The sequence below is a fragment of the Natronoarchaeum philippinense genome (assembly GCF_900215575.1).
GTDB classification, from domain to species: Archaea; Halobacteriota; Halobacteria; order Halobacteriales; family Natronoarchaeaceae; genus Natronoarchaeum; species Natronoarchaeum philippinense.
Genome location: NZ_OBEJ01000002.1, coordinates 308,735 through 329,940, shown reverse-complemented (window position 1 = coordinate 329,940; position 21,206 = coordinate 308,735). Strand labels below are relative to the sequence as shown.

Sequence of the window (21,206 nt, the reverse complement as noted above, 5' to 3'; positions counted from 1 at the left end):
GGACGGCGGCGCTCTCGGCGCGAAGTTCGTGAAATGAGGGAACTTATGTCGCCGCCGTTCGATTGGCGAACTATGATTTCGAGCAGCGCGCGTTCGGGCGTCTGCGGGGCGCTCGGCGACGCCGACGGAGGGGTTCGATGAGCGATCTGGTCACGTTCGGCGAGACGATGCTGCGGCTCTCGCCGCCGAAAGGCGAGCGCATCGAGACGGCCACCGACGTGGAGTTTCGCGCGGCGGGTGCCGAGAGCAACGTCGCCGTCGCCGCCGATCGACTCGGCGCGAGTTCGACGTGGCTCTCGAAGCTCCCGGACTCGCCGCTCGGTCGGAAGGTCGTCGCCGACTTGCGCCAGCACGGCATCGGCGTCGACGTGTCGTGGTCGAACGAGGGGCGGCAGGGCACCTACTATCTGGAGTACGGCGGCAAACCCCGCGGAACGAACGTCATTTACGACCGCGACGACGCCGCCGTCCAGTCGGCCCGCGCCGAGGAGTTGAACGTCCAAGAGATCCGGGACGCCCGCGCGTTCCACACCACGGGCATCACCCCGGCGCTGTCGAACCAGCTCGCCGAGACGACGGCGAAGCTACTGAAAGTCGCCAAGGACGCCGATACGACGACTTCCTTCGACGTGAACTACCGATCGAAGCTCTGGTCGCCTTCGGAAGCTCGGAACACCCTCATGCGGCTGTTCCCGGCGGTCGACGTGCTGATCTTCGCCCACAAGGACGCCGAGCGCATCCTCGACTGGGACGGCGAAGCGCGCCAGTTGGCCCACCACCTCGTCTCGAAGTTCGATCTCCAGACCGCGGTCGTCACCCACGGCGAGCACGGCGCGCTGGCCTGCCACGACAACACGGTCCACGAGCAGGGCGTCTACGAGGCCGACACGTTCGATCCGATCGGCACCGGCGACGCGTTCGTCGGCGCCTTCCTCGCCCGACGACTGGCGGGCGACGACGTTCCGCGCGCGATGGACTACGCGGCGGCGACGGCGTCGCTCAAGCGCACGATTTCGGGCGACGTTGCCACGGTCACCAAGCGCGAGGTCGAGTCGGTGATGGGCGAGGAGTTCGACGACGTGTCGCGCTGAGCGCCACGCACAGTCTCTCACGGTTTATTTTGGTGTTTGTCGCGCTGGCTACACGACCGCTCAGATACCCCCAGTACGACGGGGTCGAGAGTCATTCACACTGTATAGAGATGGCCACCGATGAGCAACTATGAGCGCTACATCCGCCCGAACGTCTAGCTGAGTCCACACGAAGCCAGAAAATATATCCGGAACACACGGGCACGGACCGGACGGCATGAAACGAGCCGTCGCAGTGACGATGGCACTGTTGTTGGTGACAGCCACGGCGCTTCCGGCTGCAGCGGCGTCGACGAACGCCGCCGCGAGCACGCAGAGTGCCGAGGCGTACACCGGCGCCCACGTATCGTTCCAAACTAACGGGTCTGCGATCACTGACTACGCGGTCGACGGCGAGCTGTTCGCCGAGAACGTCTCCGTCGAATCCCAGAGCGCCTACGAGAGTCGGCTCGGAGTCGACGCCGACGTTCGTCTCTCGGCGGTGACGAGCTTACAGGGCACGTCGACATCGCTGGGTGCGCAGTCGTCGGCGACCGTGACCGTCGAAACCAGCGGATCGTCCACGGTCCGCGCCCACGACAACGAGCACGGCCATCTCGTCGTCGACGCGGGTGACGGATCCCAGTACGTCCAGATAGACGTGCCCGACGGCGCGACCGTCGAGCAGCAAAGCGACTCCCAACTGGTGATCGAAACCGAAAACGGGAGCACGGGGTCCGTCATCGTCGCGGGTGACGGCGAAGTGACGACCAACGACGCGGGCAACGTCGCGGCGTCGCTGTCCGGGGACGCCAAGCTCGTCTTGCGGACCCATTCGGACTCCCAGAGCGACGCTGACCAGCAGATCGAGGAGTACGTTGCCAACGGCACGATGGCCGCCGAGGCGTACGTGACCGAGCGCGGCGGCGAAATCACCAGTTCCGCGGTCGCCTATCAGGCGGCCACCGTCGAGGCCAGCCAGAGCGCCTCCAACGAAGTGACGATGACGGTCGACCGCGCCCAGAGCCAAGGCAAGATCGTGGCGATGACCGTTTCGAAGGAGGCTATCGGTAGCGTCGACGATCTGGATGTCGCTGTCGACGGCAACGCGGCCGTCAAAGCCGAGAGCTACTCGGAACTCGAAGGTGCGATCGGTAACGAGCCGCGCTACATGGTCGTCAGCGAGACCAGCGCGTCCGCGACGGTGCTGGTCGGCATCGACCACTTCTCGGAGCGCGAAGTGACGATGAGCGGCGGCGACGGAAGCGATAGTTCGGACGGCCTGCCCGGCTTCGGCGTCCTGCCGGCACTGGTCGCGCTGCTCGGAGCCGTCGGCCTCGCGCGCCGGACGTAAACGTAGCGAGTCGGTGACACCACGATAGCGGATTTCTTTCTCAGCGTCCCACGACGCTCGTGCGTAACCCGAACACGACCGCAGGGGGCTTTTGATGGATCACCGCATAAAAAAGAGCGCATGACTGATCGAGAGGTTCTGTCGGAGTGTCCGCCGAGCGCCAAACTCGTGTACAAGGTGCTGGAACACGACGGAGAACTGACACAACAAGAGCTGGCAGAGGAGACGATGCTGTCGCCTCGCACCGTCCGGCACGCGCTATCTGATCTCGACGAGGAGGGGCTGATCGACCAGCGCGTCTATCTCGCCGACGCTCGCCAGAAAATCTACTCGCTGCAGAACGCCGACGCCGAGGCCGAGGTCGACGCCGAAGCGGCGGCGATCTAACCTCCGCGACTCGACGCCGTCCCGTTTCTACTGACAGTTCGTTTCGTAGCGACGCGTCTGTCAACACTGTGATCGTCGTGCCGAACAGCGCCGACACTGCGCGTCGATTGGCATCGCTGGTCAGCAGTCGGCGTCGCTAATCGTCGGTAGCAGTCCGCGAAAATTGGAATAGTAGTAGGGTAAACCGCGTCAGACCGCCTTAGAGGCGCTCGACGTTGGTCGCCCGGGGGCCCTTGGGGGCCTGTTCGATGTCGAATTCGATCTCGGTACCTTCCTCGAGGTCCGGGCCGCCAACGTCTTCCATGTGGAAGAACACGTCGTCGTCCGCGTCGTCCGTCGAGATGAAACCGTAGCCGCCAGTGTCGTTGAAGAAGTCAACTTCGCCTTTCGCCATTGCAACCTATCGAACGGACACCACAGGGATAAGGCCTTCGTAACAGATTTTGCCGGGAGAGACGGTGACACGGCGCTCGAAGTTGCGCTCGGACAGACGCCGCTGCTCAGTCCGAGGGACTCCAGCGCGCGTCCGCCAGCGTCCGCTGGACTACGTCTTGTCCGACGGCTTCCGCGAGCGTCTCGAAGGCGGCCCGCTCCGAACGGTCGTCGGCGCCGGCCACGAGCCGCGAGACGATGAACTCCGGCGTCGACCGTCCGACCGTGCCAAAGCGGGGCTGGTAGTCCACCAGTAGATCGAGGTCCGGCGAGAGCCCCTCGGCGAAGATGCCGTCGACGCGGGCGGTGTCGGGCAAGGGTTCGAGGTCGTCGGCGAGGTGGGTGACGAACGCGCCCAGCGCGGCGCGCTCGACCGTCAGCGTGACGAGGCCGTGAAGCAGGTCTGCAGCGCTGCCCGGCTCGGTGATCGCCTCGAACTCGTCGACGAGCATCAGGGTGCGCTCGCCCGCCGAGACGGGTGGCACGATCGAGCGCAGCGTCGATTCGAGGACGCCGGCGTTGAAGCTGGCGTGCCGGCGATGGAAGACGACGGCGTCGAACACCGACACCTCGGCGCGCTCGGCCGGGACGGGGAGTCCCATCTGGGCCAGCAGGACGATCTGACAGAGCGTCTCCAACAGCGTCGTCTTCCCGCCGCTGTTCGCGCCGGTGACGACCGCCACACGATCTTCGTCGGGCGGCGTCGGCGTCTCGCGGCCGTCCATCCCCGCGGCCGGATCGACCTCGCCGAGGTCGTGTTCGCCGACGGCGTAGGTGACGGGCTGGACGCGATCCTCCTCGCCGGCGAGCAAGGAGAGGTTGCGCGCCGCGACGGCCGCGACGGCGTCCCGGTCGCCCTCGACGTAGCTCGGTCGGACGAGGTCGTTGGCCTCGGCGAAACGAGCCAGCGAGAGATAGAACGCGATGTCGTCGACCGCGGCGACGGCGGCGTCGACATCTTCGCGGGCGTCGGCGATCGTGCCTCGGAGGTCGCTGGCGACCAGTTCCTCGCGGGTCGAGACGGACTCCCGGAGATCGTTCGAGAGCGCGCGCAGCGTCGTCCCGGCGAAGTCGGTCGCGTCGACGGCGTCGCCCGGCATGGCGTCCCGGACGCGGTCGACGGTGACGCCGGCTTCCGAGCGAACGTGTTCGAGGAAGGCGTCGCGGAACTCGTCGCTGTCGTGGACGCCGTCGTCGCGCAGTTGCTCGATGACGTCGAGCGCGTTCGCCTCCAGCCGGTCGGCCGCGGCGAGCGATTCGCGCAGGTCGTCGAGTTCGTCGTCGACGCCCTCGACGACGCGGCCGTCGTCCAGTCCGCCCAGCGCGTCGGCGGCCTCGGCGACGGCGTCCCGGTCCAGTTCGGCGAGGGGAGCGAACGGCGAGTCGGGACGTTCGTTTTCGGCGACGACGCCGGCGTCGAGCAGGGCGAGCGCGGCGCCGACGGCCGGGCGTTCGCCGCCGCCGGCCTCGTCGTAGCGCTCGAACGCGTCGAGCACGCGCTCGCGGTCGCCATCGCCGAGCGCGGTCCAGACGGCTCTGACCGCCGCGACCTCGTCGAGGCGCTCGTTCATCGCCGCGGTGTCGAGCAGCGGCGTCAGCACGCGAATCCGGTCGGCGGCCTGCCGGGTGACGGCGTGCGATTGAATCAGATCGAGCAGTTCGCGGTACACGTCGCGGGCGTCGCCGGTCGCCAGCACGTCCATGCCCTCGCCGCCGTTGGCTCGCCGCAGGATGCGCGTGGCGCGGCCGCGGGAGAGGCCCGCATCCGCCAAAGCGCGGATATCGCCGCCCTCGATCGCCTCGACGGCGGCTTCGACGCCGAGCGCGTCGGTCAGTCGCTCCCGCGTCTTCGGGCCGACACCCCAGTACTCCTCCAGTCGCATAGCGTGTGGGTCCCACCCGCGGGCTATGAGTGCTGTGGTCCCGGAACGGCCAGCGAGCGTCCCGGCCTACGACTCGGCGTAGGTCCGATCGACGAACGAGAGGATGTTCTCGGATTCGGGCATCGTGACGCCGCGGTCCTCGTCGACCAGCACCGGGACGCCGCGCTGGCCAGAGACGCGCTTTACCTCGTTGCGGTCGGAGTGCATCGCGTCGACCCAGATCGTGTCGTACTCCGCACCGACCTCGTCGAGACGGTCGGCGACTTTCTCGCAGAACGGACAGCCATCGAGCTGGTACAGCGTGACGCTCATAGCGTTGGGTTGGGCCGTGAGCTACTAATCGTTCACGACGGCGGAGAACGGCGCCCTACCGAGCGGGGGCGCCGGCGCGCAGGCCCTATTCGAGAGTGTACGTTCCGATCCGGTCGAGCGCGTACCGCATCGACCCTGCCGCGACGGCGAGCCAAGCGAGCAAGACGGCGGCGGCGACCGCGCGGACGGCGACCGCCGGCGTCGTGAGGCCGAGCGCGTCGACGAGCGCTCCCGGGCCGCCGGCCGAGACGAGCAGCCAGCAGATCGGGCCGAAGGGGAGGACCAGCAGCGTGAAGATGGCGAAGGCGGACTTGCTCGGTGCGATCGCCTCGCGGTTGTTCATCACCTGCACCGTGCCAAAGCGGGGGAATGCGACGCCGATTCCCGTCGCCATCATGTTCGCGCCCACGACGCCGACCGCGGTCAGGACGCCGAGCGCGACCGCCTGCGGGACGCCGGTCGGTCCGAGGAGCCCGACGATAACGGCGATGGCGGCCCCAGGAACCAGCCCGAGGAGGACGCCGGCGCCGACGTTGCCCAGTAGGACGTGTCGCGGGCCCGAGGGCGCACTCAAGACGACCGGCATCGTCGAGCCTTGCTCGCCGAGCACGTTCAGCGTGAACGCCGCGCCGGCCGCCCAGATCACGAAGACGGGCAGCAGCCAAGGCAAGTATCCCGGAATCGATCCCGCCGTGTAGATGTCCTGTGCAACCGGGAACGCGGCGAACAGCGGATAGATGAGATACAGCAACTGGACTGGCGACCGGCGAGCCCGGACGACGACCGCCCGAACGACCGACCGGGTGGGACGGCCGACGCCGTCCGGTAGCAGGTCGGCGATGCGATCGATGGCCGAGTCACCGACCACGGTGTCGGCATCCGAGTCGTCGTCGCCCTCGATCACGCCGTCTGCGAGCCAGTGGGCCTCGGCGACGCGTGCGCTCGCGGTGACCAGCACGGGGACGACGACTGCGGTGATCGCAACCGAGCCGAGTATCCGGACCGGCGCAGCGGTGATCCTCGGGAGGTCGAGCACTAGCAGGTCCCCGATCCAGCCGACTGGGAGCGCCGCCAGAAACGGGAAGATCGCCGACACGATCACGCCGAAGGCGTCGGTCATCAGCAACCCGAAGTACGCCACCATGGCGACGATGATGAGTGCGGTCCTGTTGCTGGCGATCGGGTCGACCGTCAACAGCGCGTGGCGGACGACGATGCCGACGAGAAATCCGACCGGAACGGCCCACGCGAGCACGACCGCACCGACGACCGGAAGCGCGAGCACGGGAGCGGCGGCGTGGGCGCCGACGGCGAGACTTCCCGCGAAGACGAGCATCGGCAGCGCGGCCCACGCACCGACGACGACAGCCTCAGCGAGCAGGAAGCCGACGACGGCGTCGAACACCGGCACGGTGGTGAGCAAGCCGGCGGGGGCGTCAGGGTCGCCGCGATAGTTGACCGTCCGCATGGTGACGAACGCGGAGACGGCGAGCCACGCCAGCGCGACGGCGCTGCGTACTTGCGGCGCTCCGATAAACTCCGGAATGTCCGCGCCCGTCCGGAGGTCAACGCCGAGCTGGAACGAGAAGAACGTGAACAGTCCCAGCGGAAGCAGCATCATGAGCCCGGCGAAGCCGAGCAACACGAGCTGGGTCTTTCGTTCCAGCATCGCGCGAGTTCCCCGTCGGACCTCCGTCAGGGCGATCAAGCGATACCGTCGGAGGGCGGACGAGTCGATCACGGTGAATCACCGCCCGCACGGCGAACGTGTAACATCACGAATGGATTTCCACGAGGTGTGTTCGACGACCGGACATTTCAATTATACGATTTTATGACAAAATAGAGAGACAACGGCACTTTCTATACGTCTTCAGAAATTAGGAATGTAAATTGATTAGGACAGGAATTTATTTGTGCGTGGAATATAGAACGGGAAAGCATGGAGCGGGACGAGCCATCGGGAGGGGACGAGTACGTGGAGGCCCGGCTCCCGGGAGCGCTGTACGACCGCGTCGAGGCGATCTTCCGCGAGCACCGCGGCTACGAGCCCACATCGGTCCAAGAGTGTCTGAGCGTCGTCTGTGACCTCGCCGAGCAGCGCCAGCGCGGGCAGTCGACAGCAAGCGCCGACGCCGGGGTCGCTCCGACTCAGGCAGCACCGTCCGGTGGCGTCGAACGACAGCCCTCATCTACCGAGGTCGAACAGGCCGACAGCGACGCCGAAGCTCGGACTGCCGCCGGCGACGCCGAAACGCAGGCGGCCGACAGCGGTGTCACCGAGCCGTCGGCCGAACTCGTCGACGTGATCGACAGCGTGTTCCCGACCGACTGGTCCTCGACCGAGGCGACCCAGCGCTTGCTCCCGCTGGTCGTTCGTCGGTACGTGGCCGAGACCGACGCCGAAACGCGCGCCGAGCGCGAGAACGCCGCCCTCTCGGCGCTGGCGGCCCGCGAGGGAACGACGCCCGAACAGCTCCGCCAACAATTGGTCGACGATGTGTACGGCGGGTCGGCGCTGCCGGGCGACCTCGCCACGGAGTTTTTCAGCGAGGCACTAGAGAAAGTCGAGCGGCGGGTCGACGCCGCCGAGCGAGAGATGCTCTCGCCGAGCGAACTGGTCGGCACAGCATCGGATGCCGACGCGGCCGACGACGCCGACAGCCGGTCGGCGACAGCCGGCAGTCGGCAACCAGACGACAACCCGACCGACGCCGACGAGTCGATCGGACTCGATCTCGGCCCCGGTAGCGCCGACTTACCGGCCGAACTCGCTGACGAGATGGCCAGCGACGGCGGCGCGGTCCAAAGCGTCGACGAGCGCGTCGATAACCTCTTTACCGGCCCCAACGGGCTGACCGAGATCGGGTTAGACTCGATGGTCGCCGGGGCTCGCGCGGACTGTGCGGTCTGTGGCAGTTCCCACTCGGTGCAAGCCTTGGAGACGACGACCGAGGCCAGCGACGACCGCCGAGTCGATCTGGTCTGTCCCGACTGTCTCTAACGGGTGCCAAAAGCAAACCTGAAAACCCCCCAGCACCCACATCACCCGCATGACTCTGGTCGACGCGGCGGCGGTCACTATTCACACGATATTCGCCGCCGTCTGGGTGGGTAGCGTCGTATTTATGACAGCATCCGTCATCCCGATGGCGAAAGACGGACTCCTCGAACCCGAAGCCGTCGAGCGGGCCTCGGGAACGCTGACGACGATCACGCGCGTGAGTTCGCTGTTGCTGTTGCTCTCGGGCAGTCTGATGGCGTCGAGTTTCTACACGGCCAGTGGGTTGTTCAGTACCGGTCGTGGCCACCTCGTGCTGACGATGGTCGCCCTGTGGCTGGTGCTGACCGGGCTGCTGGAGATGACGACGCGGCGCCTCGAAGACGGTCTGCAGGCCCAGCGCGTCCGCGCGCCGGCCGACGAGACCGAGACGTGGTTCCGCGCGGCGTCGGTCGTCGGCTTTGCGCTGCTGACGATCGCCGGCATCCTGTCTTCGGGCCTGATCTAACTCGCGCTCCTTTTCGCTCCCCCGTCGGTTTTGGTCGCGTCCGTCGTAGTCTCCGGTATGGTCGAGCAACCGCTGGACCGGGAGACGATCCTCGACGTGACGGTCAACGTCATTCCCCTCGTGATGCTCGTGGTGTTCATCCTGCTGTTTACCGTCGTGACGCCGTGGGGACCGCGATTCGGCCCCGACAACACCATTCCGACGCTGATCATGTACGGCCACCTGCTGTTTACGGCGCTCGTGCTGGTGCTGATCACGTACCAGAGCGCGAAGGTCATCTCGCGGGACGAGCCTTGAACAACGCAACCGGCACGACGGCGGCCTTTGTCGTTAGACCGCCGGGATGCCGAGCGCCGAGAGCGTCCGAATACCGATCAGCTCCAGCGCGGCCAGTAAGACGACCGCGGCGGCCCAAGCGACGACCGCGGTCATGGCCGCGTCGAGCCAGCCGCCGGGGTAGCGCCAGCGGACGACGGCGAGCCACCCCACGAAGGCCAGCAGCGTCCCCAACAGCGGCACGACGCCGAGGACGGCCCAGACGAGCGCACAGACCAGTGCCGTGACGAGCGCCCGCTCGAAGCTATCGCCGCCGTCGTAGTCTCGATAGACGTAACGCGCGGCGGCGTACATCGCGACGCCGCCGACGAGCAGGCTCAACAGCCACGCGAGCGGTTCCGATGCGACGAGTGGCGGTCTCATTTCGAAATCACCGGCCGACGGTACGGCGAGGACGACCGTGAATGGTCGAGTCGGTCGTCTCGGATTAACGCCAGTGGAGCTTCGTTTAGCTTCGTTTGCGTCCGTTCATCGTCGCTGTTTCTCGCTCGCGGCACTCTCTGACAGCATCGCCGCCGTCTCACTCCATTCTATAACAAATATGAGAATCATAACAGTAATGTTAAAACGGAGGCACGGTCGAGCCGCAATGTACGCAGGACTGGTTTCCGGAACGGGACGAATCGAAGCATCGACGGCCGACGGCGAGGGACATCGGTTGCGAATCGACACGAACGGACTGGTCGATCCGGAGCTAGGGGACAGCGTGAGCGTCAGCGGTGTCTGTCTCACCGCCGACCGCGCCGGCGACGGTTGGTTCGAGGCGTTCCTCTCGACCGAGACGGTCGAACGGACGTATCTCGCGGAGCTTCCGATCGGTGCCCAAGTCAATCTGGAGTCCCCGCTCGCGCTCGGCGAATCGATCGACGGCCACCTCGTCGGCGGGACGGTCACCGCGACGAGCGAGGTCGCCGCCACCGAGGACATCGGTACGGGGTGGCGCTACGAATTTTCGATTCCCGACGGCTTCGCGCCGTACCTCGCGGAGAAAGGCGCCGTGGCCGTCGACGGTGCGAGCCTGACCGTCTCGGAGCTGGCGGGCGATCGGTTCGCCGTGGCGGTGATTCCCGAGACGCGCGAGCTGACGACGCTCTCCGAGAAGAGCCGCGGCGATCCGGTCCATCTCGAACCAGACCCAGTCGCAACGTACGTCGATCGACAGATGATGCTCGGTCGGGCGTAAGCCGCCCGCTCACTCGGCCGCCCGGAAGTGGGCGTCGAGGCGCTCGGCCCACGACTCGTTGGCGTCGCGCGTCCGGCCCGCGATGTGGGGCGTGTGGACGACGTTGTGCCGATCGAGCAGCGGGTCGTCGAGCGATAATGGTTCTTCGTCCCACACGTCGGCGGCCAGCGCGATCTCGTCGGCGAGCACGCGCTCGCGGACGGCGTCCATGTCGATTACACCGGCGCGCGTTATCAGGACGACGACGCAGCCCTCCGGCAGCGCGTGGACGTGGTCGGCGGTGATCAGCCCCTCCGTGGCGTCGGTCAGGGGCACCGTCGGCGCGAACACTTCGGCGTCCGCGACGAGTTCCTCTAGCGACCAGACTCGGTCGGCCCCCGTCCGGTGGAAGCAGGGCTCGTCGGCGTAGGGGTCGTAAGCCGCCACGTCCGCGCCGAGCGAGCCGACGGCGTCGGCGTACGTGCTCCCGATGTTGCCGACGCCGGCCACCCGAACACGGGTGCCGGCGACGGTGCCGTTCGTAAACGCCGGATCGTCGGCGAACTGGTGGCCGTTGGCGCCGGGCACCTCGTTGTCGAGTTTGTCGAGGTCCCACGGCTCGTGGCTCTCGACCATCTCGGCGTGCTTCTGGGGAATCTGTCGGAGCGCGTCGATCGTCAGCCCCAGCCCGAACTCGGCGACCGACTGCGCCCAAAAGCCCTCGTCGGTGTGGTCGTGGACGGCGACGCCGCGCTCGGCGAGGAGTTCGTGGGCGTCGGCGTCGACGCCGTACATCGAGTCGGTCATCACGAACGCCGACTCCAGCGCGGTCAGGGCATCGGCGTCGTCTTCGGTGACGGGGACGCCCAGTGCGGCGAGTTCGGTCACGTCGCCCGGCTCGTCGACGGCGTCGAGAAGCCGGTCGGGCGTCTCGTCGAGCCGCCGGAACTCGACGGGGCCGCGCTCGGCCCATAGTTCTCGGAGGTGATCGGCCGCCAGCGGCCAGACGTCCTCGAACAGCGGGCCGACGACGATCGCTTTCGTCATCGGCGATCACCGCCGTCCTCGAAGAGGAACCGCATGGTATCGAGCACGTCCGCGGGCATGCGCTCGGGGAAGGAGGGATACGGCGGCACCTCGGCGGTGATCCAGCCGTCGTACTCGATTGCGTCGACGGCGTCGAGCACGCGCGCCCAATCAACGTCGCCCTGTGGAGGGTAGGTCACGCGGTGGTGGTCGACGAGCCAGTCTTTGACGTGAATTTTCGAGATTCGGTCGTCGAGCGTTCTCAACCACCGGCTCGGCAGCCCCGAACGCAGGGCGTTGCCGACATCGACGTACGCCCCGATCGGTCCGGCGTCTTCAACGTCGTCCAGAAACGCCGCGAACTCGTCGGGCGAGGGCAGGAAGTTGTTCTGGACGTTTTCGACGGCGACCGCGACGCCGCGGTCGGCGGCGTAGCCGGCGAGTTCCCGGACCGACTGGACGGCGCGCTCGTAGTCGGCGTCGTAGCTCGCGCCGTCGTCGACCACCGCCGGAACGATCAGCACGTCCTCGGCGTCGAGCGCCGCCGCGGCGTCGATCATGTCGCGTGCGATCTCCACGCCGATCCGGCGTCGCACCTCGTCGGCGCTCGATAAGGGGTACTCCCAGTGGCTGATCGTCGAGATCGCGGGGACGGTCAGGTCGTGGGCGTCGACGATGCCGGCGACCTCCTGTCGCCCCGATTCGGTCGTCAGCTGACCGTCGCGCTCGACGTTCGGTTCGATGCCGTCGTAGCCCGCAGCGGCGAGGATCGAACACGTCTCGGCCAGATCGTCGGCCGGGAAGCCGCTCTGGTTGAGGCCGTAGCGCATTCAGGTCCCCCCATCGGAGAGCGATTCCGGCGGGTCGAGCACGATCCGCCTCGCCTCGACGTCTTCGAGCGTCGCGCCGCGCCCGCCGATGCCGTACTCGCGGCCGTCGGATTCGAGCACGAGCGTTGCTTGTCCGGCCAACTGGGTCAGCGTCAGCGAGCCGTCGGTGTCGGGCATCCCTGCCGAGATGATCTCGGTGATTTCACCCGACAGCGTCACCTCTTCGCCGGTTCGGATGTCGAAGCCGTTGACGGTGGCCGGGATCGTCGTCCCGTCGTTGACGATCGGCGCGATGTCTTGGACGCACTCGCGGATGTCGACGTACTCGCGCTTGATGCCGTCGTCGACCGCGTCGTACACCGGCTGCCACGTCCCCCAGAGCGCGCTCTGGAAGTACCAATGGAACACGTAGGTCAGCGTCTGATCGTCGATGATGATCCCGTACTGGTCGCTTGGATGCGATTCCGAGGAGAAGAAGGTGTGTGTCCGGTCGACGAGCGCGGTAAACGGCGCCGGCAGCGTTCGGTGGCGGGCCTCGGTTGCGACATCGGCGAAAGCGATGTCTTCGACGGCGTGGGGGTCTTCCAGCCCCGTTGCGAGTGTGAGTTTCACGAAGACGCCGCGGTCGACCGCGTCGGCAAGCGCCGGCCGGACGGCCTCGAACTGCGAGGGTGAGACCGCGATCTGGATGCGGTTGGTCGCCTCCTCGGCGGCGGCCCGGAACTGCTCGATCACCGAATCGAAGCGCTTGACGATGGTGATCTTGTGACCGCTGATCTCCGGGCGCTCCCACCGGTCTTCGATCGCCTCGGCGGTCGTGGCGAGTCGATTGGCGCGCTGTTGCAGGTCGGCCATCACTTCGGAGGGATCGCGTGGACGGGCCGACAGCGCTGAATCCTGTTCGAACGTCTCGACGTAGTCCTCGCGTTCGAGATCTTCGAGCACGTCGTAGATCCGTGACTTGGGGATGCCGGTCTGCTCGGCGATCTTGACCGCAGGAGCGGTGCCTCGCTCCAGCACGGCGAGGTAGGCGTCGGCCTCGTACTGGGAGAGCCCGGCTTCCTGCAGGCCCGCGCGTAGTTCCTGCTCGTCCATGGGTTAGGGATGACCGTCGAGCGAGTTGGTTTCTGTGTCGGGCGCCGTCCTGTGCGGGAGGGTAGTGGTCTTCACTATGGTAGATACTCCAAAGCAAATACTTATATATTTTGCAGGCACCATCCTCCCCGGTATACAGCAGATTGGTGCCGGAGTAACACGTTATCCGGCGGCGCCGAAACATCGAAACGGCGCATATCGTGGCTTATAGCGGCTCTAACGCCCGTCTATTGAGTAGTAACTGGAGTTAACAGAGCATGGGAAAAACTTAAGTGGTATGTTCCACCCATACTAGGATGGACTACCATGACAGACCCGAACACGGGGCGCAACCGGCGGACTGTGCTGCAAGGAATCGGTGCGGCGATGGCTGCTGGCAGCCTCGCAGGATGTCTCGGCGGCGGCGGCAGCGACAGTGAGGGGGCGACGTACTGGACGACGCAGGTCGAGCAGGACCGACAGGACGTGCTATCGAGCCTGATCGACAGCTTCGAATCGGATTCGGAGGACTCGATCGACATGATCGCCGTCGAAGAGGGCGACCTGCCGACCCAGATCTCCTCGGCGCGAGCGTCCGGGACGCTTCCCGCCTTCGGCGAGTGGGGTCTCGACCCGATGCAGAACCTCGGAAGCGAGGGGCTGCTGTCGACCGAGTCCGCGCAGGCGGTCGTCGAGAGCATCGGCCGGGACGACTTCGCTGACGGGGCGATATCGCTGGCGACCTCCTCGGACGGGAACCTGCTCGCGGTGCCCGCCCACGGTTGGGTGCAAGGCTTTTGGTATCGCCAGAGCGCGTTCGACGACGCCGGCCTGTCCGCGCCGACGACGTGGGACTCCATTCTCGAAGCGGCCGAAACGCTGCACGACCCGGACAACGACCAGTACGGCATCGTCGTCGGCTCCGACGAGACGCCGTTCGCGCGCCAGTGTTTCACGCCGTACGCCCGGTCGAACGGCGCGCGAGTGCTCAACGCCGACGGGGAAATCGTCTTCGACAGCCAAGAGATGATCGAGGCGCTCGACTTCTACGGCTCGCTGGCCCAGTACAGCCCGCCGGGCGCCGACACGTTCGAGACGGCCAACAACACCTACCTCAACGAGCAGTGCCACATGATCATGTACTCCTCGTACATCATGGGCGACATCGCCAGCAACACCGACGGGATGGCCGCCAACACCTCCTTCGCACCCTACATCGAGCGCGAGCGCCGCAGCTCGTTCGGTCAGCTCGTCCTGTTCAACATCCTCGACTCGGCGTCCGACGCCGATCGCGAGACGGCCGAGGCGTTCATCGAGCACGTTCTCACCGGCGAGCAGTACGTCGACTTCCTGCACATGGCGCCCGGCGGGATGAACCCCGTCCTCAGCTCGACCGCCCAGAGCGAGGCCTACCGCGACAACGAGACGCTGCAGGCGTGGGGCCAAGACACCCTCGAAGACATCTCGGGCGCGTTCGACAACATCGAGCGCTTCGGCTACGTCGACGGCCAGATGATCCCCGCGTTCGGCGAGATCACGAACCGCAGCCTCGTCGCACAGGCCGTCCGGCGCGTCTCGGAGGGCGAGGACGCCGAGACGGTCGCCACCGACGTTGCCGACCAGATGCGCAACGTCATCAACTAACACTTTCGTAGTTATTTCGCACAATGGTCACACTCAATCGTAGCGGCGAGCGAACGATCGAAGAGAAGGAGGCGCTGCTGGGCTACGCGCTGATCGCTCCCGCGCTGTTGCTGATCGGTGCCGTGATCCTCTACCCGGTGCTGTACAACGTCTACCTTAGCTTCACGGTCGTGCCGCTCAGCCCGACCGAGTCGCCCGAGTGGATCGGACTGGGCCACTACACCGAGCTGTTGAACAACAGCGCGTTCTGGTCTGCCCTCCGGACGACGATCGTGTTCACGTTCTTTAGCACGACCTTGGCGACGCTTGGTGGGCTGGGGACGGCATTGCTGTTCAACCGCTCGTTCCGCGGTCGGCGCTACCTCCGCGGGATGGTGCTGTTGCCCTACGTCGCCCCCCTAATCTCGGTCGCGTTCGTCTGGCGATTCATGCTCGACCCGCTGTACGGCGTCGTCCCGTTCGTCGCAAGTGACGTGCTTGGACTGTACGCCGGCAGCATCGACCTGTTGAGCAACGGCGACACGGCGATCTGGACGGTCGTCTTCATCGACGCGTGGCGGTACTTCCCGTTCGCGTTCCTGATGTTGATCGCGCGTGTGCAGGCGATCCCCAACGACATGTACGAGGCAGCCAAGATCGACGGCGCCTCGAAGTTCGCGCAGTTCAAGGACATCACCCTCTCGGAACTCAAGTACATTCTGGCGACGGTGTTCCTGCTGCGCTGGATCTGGAACTTCAACAAGTTCGCCGACATCTGGCTGTTGACCAGACGGGTCGAGACGCTGCCGATCTACGCGTACCAAGTAGCGTTCGCAAACTACCAGCACGGGCAGGCGGCCGCGATCTCGATGGTGCTGTTCCTGGCACTCATCGTGTTCGTCCTCGTGTACGTCGCCTGGGCGCTGGACTGGTGATACGATGAGCACGAAACAATCCACATTCCGACACGTCGTCGATTCGTTCAAGACCGCGCTCGGTCTGGGCGAGAATAAGCTCGAAACGTCGCTGGCAGAACGGGTCGTGTTCTACGTGGCGATGGGGCTGACGCTGTTTCTCACCCTGTTCCCGTTCTACTACATGGCCGTGGCGAGCCTGCTGCCCGAGTCGAGCCTGTACTCGCTGCCGCCGACGCTGATCCCGAACGACATCACGTTCACGCACTACAAGACCGTCTTCGGACCGGAGACGTTCCCGTTCCTGACGTACTTCAAGAACAGCTTCGTCATCGCCACGACGACCGCCGGGGCGTCCGTGATCGTCGCCACGTTCGGCGCCTACAGCTTCGCCCGACTCGACTACCGCGGGCGCGGCATCATCTCTCGGGGCGTCCTGATGGTGTACATGTTCTCGGGCATCCTGCTGGTCGTCCCGATGTTCCAAGTCGTCGTCTGGCTGGGCTTCGTCGACTCGCTGGCGAGCCTGTTCATCACGTACCTGGTCCAGACGCTGCCGGTGTCGCTGTACATGCTGGGTAACTACTTCCGGTCGATCCCCGAGGAGATCGAGGAGGCGGCGATCATGGACGGCTACTCGCGGCTGGAAGTGATCTTCAAAATCACGCTGCCGCTGTCGGCGCCCGCGATCGTGGCCGTGTTCTTCTTCACGTTCATGATCGCGTGGAACGAGTACCTGTTCGCCAGCATCTTCCTGCAGTCCCAGAGCGTGTTCACCCTGCCGATCGGCATCGAGGCGCTGTCCTCGAGCTTCCGGCAGGTCTGGGGCCAGATCATGGCGGCGTCGCTGCTGACCAGCGTCCCCCTGATCGTGATGTTCACCTACCTCGAAAAGTACATGGTCGAAGGCCTGACCTTCGGGGCGGTGGAGGGATAACATGTCGAGCGAGCACACCACTACCGCCGACGCCGCGGACGCGCTTGGCTCCGACGAGAGCGCGGCGATCCATCTGAACGACATCACCAAGCGCTTCGACGATCTGGTCGCGGTCGACGATCTCGACTTGACGATCCGACCGGGCGAGTTCCTCGTCCTACTCGGCCCCTCGGGCTGTGGGAAGTCGACGACCCTGCGGATGATCGCCGGCCTCGAAGTGCCCTCGGAAGGGAGCATCGAGATCGGCGACCGCGAGGTCACCGAGACCCTACCCCAGAAGCGCGATCTCTCGATGGTGTTCCAGAGCTACGCGCTGTACCCCCACAAGACCGTCGAGGGGAACCTCGCGTTCCCGCTGGGCAAGCTCGACCTCGACGACGACGAGGAGGAGCGTCGCATCCAGCGCACCGCCGAACTGCTGGAGATCGACGACCTGCTCGACAACAAGCCGGGCCAACTCAGCGGCGGGCAGCGCCAGCGCGTCGCGCTGGGGCGGACCATCGTCCGCGAGCCCAAGGCGTTCCTGATGGACGAGCCACTTTCGAATCTCGACGCCAAGCTCCGGGTCCAGACCCGTTCGGAGCTTCGCAGCCTGCAACAACAGCTCGGCACGACGACCGTCTACGTCACCCACGATCAGGAGGAGGCGATGAGCCTCGCCGATCGGATCGCGGTGATGAACGACGGTAAGCTCCAGCAGGTCGGGACGCCGAAGGAAGTCTACGAGAACCCCGTCAACGAGTTCGTCGCCGGCTTCCTCGGCGAGCCCGCGATGAACTTCCTCGAACCGGACCAGTTCGACGCACCTGGGCAGTTCGATGCCGCCGAAACCGTCGGCGTCCGGCCCGAAGATGTCGAAGTCGCAGAAGAGTCGAGCGCCGCCGCGGACGGCGGCCACTACTACGAACTCGACGGCGAAGCGCTCGTGGTCGAGCCGCTGGGCAACGCCTACGAGATTGAGTTCGACTGCGGCGGCGAGCAGGTCACCGCACGACTACGCGAACGCCCCGAGACCGTCGAATCGGGCACGTCGGCGACGCTCCGCCTGCCCGCCGAGGCCGTCCACCGATTCGGCGAGGACGGCGAGGTGATCGGGGAATGATTCCCGAGGACTGCGCGCTCGCGGTGCAAGACGGCGTCGTCTGCGTCGTCGGCGAGGCCGGCGACGTTCGGGACGGCCGCGACGAGACCGGCGTGTACGGCAACGACACGCAGTACCTCCGCGAGTTCGCGGTCCGCGTGACCGATCCCGAGGCGCCCGACAGCGGTTGGGATCGCCTCGAACGGCAAGCCGGTCCCGACGGCGTCGAGACCGTCCTGATCGGCGGCGCACCCGGCGAGGGCCGCGGCGACGCCCGCCGGTTCGTGCTGAACCGGTCACTGACGGTCGACGGCGACGTGGTGTCGCTGGAAACGACGCTCACGAACTACACGGCCGCGGAGCGGACGGTCGAGGTCGATCTGACCGCCGAATCCGCGTTCCGACACGTCTTCGAGTGCCCCGGCTTCTTCTCGCCGCGGGACCCCGTCGAGCGCGACCTCGACGAGACCGAGCGCGAGTCGGGCGCCGGGCTGTCGGGAACGTCGCCGGACGGAACGACCCGGACCGCAACGGTGCAACTCGACGGCGCCGACGCCGAGACGACGGACGCCGACGACGCCGTCCGGGCGACGGCGTCGCGGACGCTGTCGATCCCCGCGGGCGAGAGCGAGACGATCGTGGCGACCGTTCGGCTCCAGCCGACCCGCGGCCGGGTCGACGTCGATGTCGATCCGACGGTTTCGATGGACGACTACCCGAACCTGTTCGACGCCGCCGCGGAGACGCTGCGGGCGCTGATGCTTCCCGAGGGCGTCCCCGCGGCCGGCGCGCCGCGCTTCGTCGCACCCTTCGGCCGGGACGCGCTGCTGGTCGGCTTCCAGACGCTCCCGTTCGCGCCGGAGCTGACCCGAAGCGTGCTGACGTACTTCGCGGGACGACAGGCGACCTCGACCGACCCGGACACGCTCGCCGAGCCGGGCAAGATCCCCCACGAGGGACGCCGGGGCGACCTGCCGGCGCTGGGCGAGTCGATCCGGTCGCCGTACTACGGCACCGTCGACGCGACGCCGCTGTTTGCCGCGCTGGTCGCCGCCTACGGTGAGTGGGCGGGCGAGGCGTCGATCCCCGACGAGCTGTACGACGCCGCCGTCGACGCCGCCGAGTGGACGCTGTCGACCGGCGACGAGGACGGCTTCCTGTGGTACGAGCCCCACGACCACGAGCACGGACTGACCCATCAGGGCTGGAAAGACAGCGCCGACGCCATCGCCCGGCCCGACGGCGACGCCGCGACGCCGCCGGTCGCGCTGGCGGAGGTCCAAGCGTACGCCTACCGCGCGCTCGACGGCGTGGCCGATTTGGCGAGTGCGCGGGGCGACGACGATCTCGCCGAACGCCTCGCCGAGCGCGCCGGAGAGATCCAGACGGCGTTCGACGAGTCGTTCTGGCTCCCCGAGGAGGGCTGTTATGCCCTCGCACTGGACGCCGACGGCGCGGTCGACGCGGTCGCCTCGAATCAGGGCCACGCGCTGTGGTGTGGCATCGTCCCCGAGGAGCGGGCCGACAGCGTCATCGACCGCCTGCTTCGGTCGGACGTGCTGACCGACGCCGGACTCCGGACGTACGCGGCCTCCCACGACGCGTTCGATCCGCTGTCGTACCACCGCGGGAGCGTCTGGCCCCACGACACTAGCCTCGCCGCGATGGGCTGTGCGCGCTACGGCCGCGAGGACGCCGTCGAGGCGCTGGCAGAACGCGGACTGATGACGCTGTCGACCGCCGCGACCGGCGATCCCGGTCGCTGGGGCTTCCCCGAACTACTGATCGGCCTCGACGGCACCGAGGCCGACGCCGGACGGGCGCCCCACCCCGATTCCTGCGAACCCGCGGCGTGGAGCGCCGGAAGCGCCTTCGGCTTCGCGCGGGCCGCCCTCGGCGTCGGCGTCGAGGCGGACTCGCCGACGGTCGATCCGGCCGACGGCATCGACGGGACGATCGAGGCGACGCTGTTCTGCCGGGACCGGCGCCACGCGGTACGAACGAGCGGCGCCGCGACGGTCGTCACGCCGACCAGCGAGGCGCCCGCGTCGACCGGCGCCGACCCGGACCGAGAGCACGACAACCAAGAGGTGACTTCTGATGGCTGAACTCACGCTACACGACGTTACGAAAGTTTACGACGACGCCGACGGCTCGGTGACCGCCGTCGACGAGGCCTCGCTGACCGTCGAGGACGGCGAGTTCCTCGTTCTGGTCGGCCCCTCGGGCTGTGGCAAGTCCACGACGCTGCGGATGATCGCCGGCCTAGAGACGGTGACCGAGGGCGAAATCGAGATCCGCGACCGGGAGGTACAGCACCTCGCGCCGAGCGAGCGAGACATCGCCATGGTGTTCCAGAGCTACGCGCTGTACAAGCGCATGACGGCCCGCCAGAATATGGGCTACGGGCTCAAGCACTCGACGGACATGTCCGCCGACGAGCGCGAGCGGCAGGTCGACGAGACCGCCGAGCTGCTCGGCATCGAGCAGCTGCTCGACGACAAGCCCGAGGCGATGAGCGGTGGACAGAAACAGCGCGTCGCGCTCGGTCGAGCGATCGTCCGGGACCCCGACGTGTTCCTGCTCGACGAGCCACTCAGCAATCTCGATGCCAAGCTCCGGTCGCACATGCGCACGGAACTCCAGCGCATCCAAGACGACCTCGGCGTCACCGCCGTCTACGTCACCCACGACCAGACCGAGGCGATGACGATGGCCGACCGGCTCGCGATCATGGACGACGGCGTCGTCCAGCAGGTCGACCCGCCGGAGTACGCCTACGATCACCCGGCAAACGAGTTCGTCGGCTCGTTCCTCGGCAGTCCGGCGATGAACGTGTTCGACGCCGTGGCCCGTGCCGATGGCGATGCCTACGAGATCGACGCCGGCGGGACGACCGTCGGTCGATTCCCGAAAGAAGCGGTCGACGAGAATATCGACGGCGGCACGGTGCGGTTCGGCGTCCGCCCGGAGGACCTCCACCTCGAAGCGATCGAGGAAGACACAACAGACACCTGCGCGTTCTCGGCGTCGGTCGACGCCGCCGAGTACCAAGGTAACGACAACTTCGTCTACCTCGACGTTGCCGGACACGAACTCACGGCCCGGGTTCCGCCGGGCGTCTATCCCGACGCGGGCGACGACGTGACCGTCCGAGTCGCCGCCGAGGACGTCTACCTGTTCGATCCCGAGACGACGGCGTCGATCAAGACCAGAGGCGTCGGCGACGAGCAAACCAGCACCCAGCCGATCACGCGCGGCTGATCCCCATTTCTA

General features: G+C 66.7%; 21 protein-coding genes. 13 read left to right on the top strand and 8 right to left on the bottom strand.

What is annotated here, in order from left to right; all coding sequences use genetic code 11:
- The first annotated feature begins 137 nt into the window (after nt 1–137).
- The 3 genes from kdgK1 (at nt 138) to CRO01_RS08480 (ending at nt 2,811) form a co-directional block, all read left to right on the top strand.
- Complete coding sequence (kdgK1, locus tag CRO01_RS08490; protein WP_097008700.1) at nt 138–1,091, top strand: bifunctional 2-dehydro-3-deoxygluconokinase/2-dehydro-3-deoxygalactonokinase; 954 nt, start codon at nt 138–140, stop codon at nt 1,089–1,091.
- A gap of 217 nt (nt 1,092–1,308) precedes the next feature.
- Nucleotides 1,309–2,424, top strand: coding sequence for a PGF-CTERM sorting domain-containing protein (locus CRO01_RS08485; RefSeq protein WP_097008699.1), 1,116 nt, complete (start codon nt 1,309–1,311; stop codon nt 2,422–2,424).
- Nucleotides 2,425–2,544: 120 nt separating this feature from the next.
- Nucleotides 2,545–2,811, top strand: a complete 267-nt coding sequence (locus CRO01_RS08480) for a helix-turn-helix transcriptional regulator (RefSeq protein WP_097008698.1) — start codon at nt 2,545–2,547, stop codon at nt 2,809–2,811.
- A gap of 199 nt (nt 2,812–3,010) precedes the next feature.
- Here the strand turns inward: CRO01_RS08480 and CRO01_RS08475 are convergent, their stop codons facing one another.
- From CRO01_RS08475 to CRO01_RS08460, 4 genes are all read right to left on the bottom strand, one after another.
- Entirely contained in the window at nt 3,011–3,205 is a 195-nt protein-coding gene (locus CRO01_RS08475) for a cold-shock protein (RefSeq protein WP_097008697.1), read from the bottom strand.
- A 106-nt stretch (nt 3,206–3,311) separates the two neighbouring features.
- On the bottom strand, nt 3,312–5,126 hold the full coding sequence (locus CRO01_RS08470) for a MutS-related protein (RefSeq protein ID WP_097008696.1): 1,815 nt from the start codon (nt 5,124–5,126) through the stop codon (nt 3,312–3,314).
- A gap of 66 nt (nt 5,127–5,192) precedes the next feature.
- A complete protein-coding gene (locus tag CRO01_RS08465) occupies nt 5,193–5,438 on the bottom strand; it encodes a glutaredoxin family protein (RefSeq protein ID WP_097008695.1) in 246 nt (81 codons plus the stop codon).
- 85 nt (nt 5,439–5,523) lie between these two features.
- Complete coding sequence (locus CRO01_RS08460; protein ID WP_143824942.1) at nt 5,524–7,107, bottom strand: hypothetical protein; 1,584 nt, start codon at nt 7,105–7,107, stop codon at nt 5,524–5,526.
- 273 nt (nt 7,108–7,380) lie between these two features.
- On the opposite strand from CRO01_RS08460, the gene CRO01_RS08455 reads away from it, so the two are divergent.
- The 3 genes from CRO01_RS08455 (at nt 7,381) to CRO01_RS08445 (ending at nt 9,244) form a co-directional block, all read left to right on the top strand.
- Nucleotides 7,381–8,442, top strand: a complete 1,062-nt coding sequence (locus CRO01_RS08455; protein WP_097008693.1) for a hypothetical protein — start codon at nt 7,381–7,383, stop codon at nt 8,440–8,442.
- Nucleotides 8,443–8,566: 124 nt separating this feature from the next.
- Nucleotides 8,567–8,947, top strand: a complete 381-nt coding sequence (locus CRO01_RS08450) for a CopD family protein (RefSeq protein WP_218839163.1) — start codon at nt 8,567–8,569, stop codon at nt 8,945–8,947.
- 57 nt (nt 8,948–9,004) lie between these two features.
- Nucleotides 9,005–9,244 carry a DUF6684 family protein gene (locus CRO01_RS08445; RefSeq protein WP_097008692.1) on the top strand — a complete coding sequence of 80 codons (240 nt, stop codon included), beginning with the start codon at nt 9,005–9,007 and terminating at the stop codon, nt 9,242–9,244.
- 33 nt (nt 9,245–9,277) lie between these two features.
- Here CRO01_RS08445 and CRO01_RS08440 read toward each other — a convergent pair whose 3' ends face one another.
- Nucleotides 9,278–9,646, bottom strand: a complete 369-nt coding sequence (locus tag CRO01_RS08440; protein ID WP_097008691.1) for a hypothetical protein — start codon at nt 9,644–9,646, stop codon at nt 9,278–9,280.
- Nucleotides 9,647–9,872: 226 nt separating this feature from the next.
- Here CRO01_RS08440 and CRO01_RS08435 point away from each other — a divergent pair, with 226 nt between their 5' ends.
- Nucleotides 9,873–10,466: a riboflavin synthase gene (locus tag CRO01_RS08435; RefSeq protein ID WP_097008690.1), complete on the top strand. Its 594-nt coding sequence runs from the start codon at nt 9,873–9,875 to the stop codon at nt 10,464–10,466.
- 9 nt (nt 10,467–10,475) lie between these two features.
- On the opposite strand, the gene CRO01_RS08430 is transcribed toward CRO01_RS08435, so the two are convergent.
- From CRO01_RS08430 to CRO01_RS08420, 3 genes are read right to left on the bottom strand one after another with little or no spacing between them, the layout of a single operon-like run.
- Nucleotides 10,476–11,492: an NAD(P)-dependent oxidoreductase gene (locus CRO01_RS08430; protein WP_097008689.1), complete on the bottom strand. Its 1,017-nt coding sequence runs from the start codon at nt 11,490–11,492 to the stop codon at nt 10,476–10,478.
- Nucleotides 11,489–12,301: a sugar phosphate isomerase/epimerase family protein gene (locus CRO01_RS08425; protein WP_097008688.1), complete on the bottom strand. Its 813-nt coding sequence runs from the start codon at nt 12,299–12,301 to the stop codon at nt 11,489–11,491. The genes CRO01_RS08430 and CRO01_RS08425 overlap by 4 nt, the downstream gene beginning before the upstream one ends.
- Nucleotides 12,302–13,396 carry a TrmB family transcriptional regulator gene (locus CRO01_RS08420; RefSeq protein WP_097008687.1) on the bottom strand — a complete coding sequence of 365 codons (1,095 nt, stop codon included), beginning with the start codon at nt 13,394–13,396 and terminating at the stop codon, nt 12,302–12,304.
- Nucleotides 13,397–13,702: 306 nt separating this feature from the next.
- On the opposite strand from CRO01_RS08420, the gene CRO01_RS08415 reads away from it, so the two are divergent.
- The 6 genes from CRO01_RS08415 to CRO01_RS08390 are packed head-to-tail and all read left to right on the top strand — an operon-like array spanning nt 13,703 to nt 21,194.
- Nucleotides 13,703–15,019 (top strand): ABC transporter substrate-binding protein, encoded by a 1,317-nt coding sequence (locus CRO01_RS08415; protein ID WP_097008686.1) that lies wholly within the window; start codon nt 13,703–13,705, stop codon nt 15,017–15,019.
- A 23-nt stretch (nt 15,020–15,042) separates the two neighbouring features.
- Entirely contained in the window at nt 15,043–15,933 is an 891-nt protein-coding gene (locus CRO01_RS08410; RefSeq protein ID WP_097008685.1) for a carbohydrate ABC transporter permease, read from the top strand.
- Between the two features lie 4 nt (nt 15,934–15,937).
- Nucleotides 15,938–16,849: a carbohydrate ABC transporter permease gene (locus CRO01_RS08405; RefSeq protein WP_179747438.1), complete on the top strand. Its 912-nt coding sequence runs from the start codon at nt 15,938–15,940 to the stop codon at nt 16,847–16,849.
- Between the two features lies 1 nt (nt 16,850).
- Complete coding sequence (locus CRO01_RS08400) at nt 16,851–17,951, top strand: ABC transporter ATP-binding protein (RefSeq protein WP_097008684.1); 1,101 nt, start codon at nt 16,851–16,853, stop codon at nt 17,949–17,951.
- The gene (locus CRO01_RS08395; RefSeq protein ID WP_097008683.1) at nt 17,948–20,038 is read left to right on the top strand and encodes an MGH1-like glycoside hydrolase domain-containing protein; all 2,091 of its coding nucleotides are present in this window, start codon (nt 17,948–17,950) and stop codon (nt 20,036–20,038) included. The genes CRO01_RS08400 and CRO01_RS08395 overlap by 4 nt, the downstream gene beginning before the upstream one ends.
- Nucleotides 20,031–21,194, top strand: coding sequence for an ABC transporter ATP-binding protein (locus CRO01_RS08390; protein ID WP_097008682.1), 1,164 nt, complete (start codon nt 20,031–20,033; stop codon nt 21,192–21,194). The genes CRO01_RS08395 and CRO01_RS08390 overlap by 8 nt, the downstream gene beginning before the upstream one ends.
- Nucleotides 21,195–21,206 lie beyond the last annotated feature (12 nt).

What these genes read in the sequence shown, in the direction of transcription:
- CRO01_RS08420 (WP_097008687.1), bottom strand. Translation starts at nt 13,396, where the DNA reads ATGGACGAGCAGGAACTACGCGCGGGCCTGCAGGAAGCCGGGCTCTCC.
- CRO01_RS08415 (WP_097008686.1), top strand. Translation starts at nt 13,703, where the DNA reads ATGACAGACCCGAACACGGGGCGCAACCGGCGGACTGTGCTGCAAGGA.
- kdgK1 (WP_097008700.1), top strand. Translation starts at nt 138, where the DNA reads ATGAGCGATCTGGTCACGTTCGGCGAGACGATGCTGCGGCTCTCGCCG.
- CRO01_RS08440 (WP_097008691.1), bottom strand. Translation starts at nt 9,646, where the DNA reads ATGAGACCGCCACTCGTCGCATCGGAACCGCTCGCGTGGCTGTTGAGC.
- CRO01_RS08460 (WP_143824942.1), bottom strand. Translation starts at nt 7,107, where the DNA reads ATGCTGGAACGAAAGACCCAGCTCGTGTTGCTCGGCTTCGCCGGGCTC.
- CRO01_RS08400 (WP_097008684.1), top strand. Translation starts at nt 16,851, where the DNA reads ATGTCGAGCGAGCACACCACTACCGCCGACGCCGCGGACGCGCTTGGC.
- CRO01_RS08390 (WP_097008682.1), top strand. Translation starts at nt 20,031, where the DNA reads ATGGCTGAACTCACGCTACACGACGTTACGAAAGTTTACGACGACGCC.
- CRO01_RS08395 (WP_097008683.1), top strand. Translation starts at nt 17,948, where the DNA reads ATGATTCCCGAGGACTGCGCGCTCGCGGTGCAAGACGGCGTCGTCTGC.
- CRO01_RS08485 (WP_097008699.1), top strand. Translation starts at nt 1,309, where the DNA reads ATGAAACGAGCCGTCGCAGTGACGATGGCACTGTTGTTGGTGACAGCC.
- CRO01_RS08465 (WP_097008695.1), bottom strand. Translation starts at nt 5,438, where the DNA reads ATGAGCGTCACGCTGTACCAGCTCGATGGCTGTCCGTTCTGCGAGAAA.
- CRO01_RS08475 (WP_097008697.1), bottom strand. Translation starts at nt 3,205, where the DNA reads ATGGCGAAAGGCGAAGTTGACTTCTTCAACGACACTGGCGGCTACGGT.
- CRO01_RS08470 (WP_097008696.1), bottom strand. Translation starts at nt 5,126, where the DNA reads ATGCGACTGGAGGAGTACTGGGGTGTCGGCCCGAAGACGCGGGAGCGA.
- CRO01_RS08455 (WP_097008693.1), top strand. Translation starts at nt 7,381, where the DNA reads ATGGAGCGGGACGAGCCATCGGGAGGGGACGAGTACGTGGAGGCCCGG.
- CRO01_RS08480 (WP_097008698.1), top strand. Translation starts at nt 2,545, where the DNA reads ATGACTGATCGAGAGGTTCTGTCGGAGTGTCCGCCGAGCGCCAAACTC.
- CRO01_RS08435 (WP_097008690.1), top strand. Translation starts at nt 9,873, where the DNA reads ATGTACGCAGGACTGGTTTCCGGAACGGGACGAATCGAAGCATCGACG.
- CRO01_RS08410 (WP_097008685.1), top strand. Translation starts at nt 15,043, where the DNA reads ATGGTCACACTCAATCGTAGCGGCGAGCGAACGATCGAAGAGAAGGAG.
- CRO01_RS08425 (WP_097008688.1), bottom strand. Translation starts at nt 12,301, where the DNA reads ATGCGCTACGGCCTCAACCAGAGCGGCTTCCCGGCCGACGATCTGGCC.
- CRO01_RS08450 (WP_218839163.1), top strand. Translation starts at nt 8,567, where the DNA reads ATGACAGCATCCGTCATCCCGATGGCGAAAGACGGACTCCTCGAACCC.
- CRO01_RS08405 (WP_179747438.1), top strand. Translation starts at nt 15,938, where the DNA reads ATGAGCACGAAACAATCCACATTCCGACACGTCGTCGATTCGTTCAAG.
- CRO01_RS08445 (WP_097008692.1), top strand. Translation starts at nt 9,005, where the DNA reads ATGGTCGAGCAACCGCTGGACCGGGAGACGATCCTCGACGTGACGGTC.
- CRO01_RS08430 (WP_097008689.1), bottom strand. Translation starts at nt 11,492, where the DNA reads ATGACGAAAGCGATCGTCGTCGGCCCGCTGTTCGAGGACGTCTGGCCG.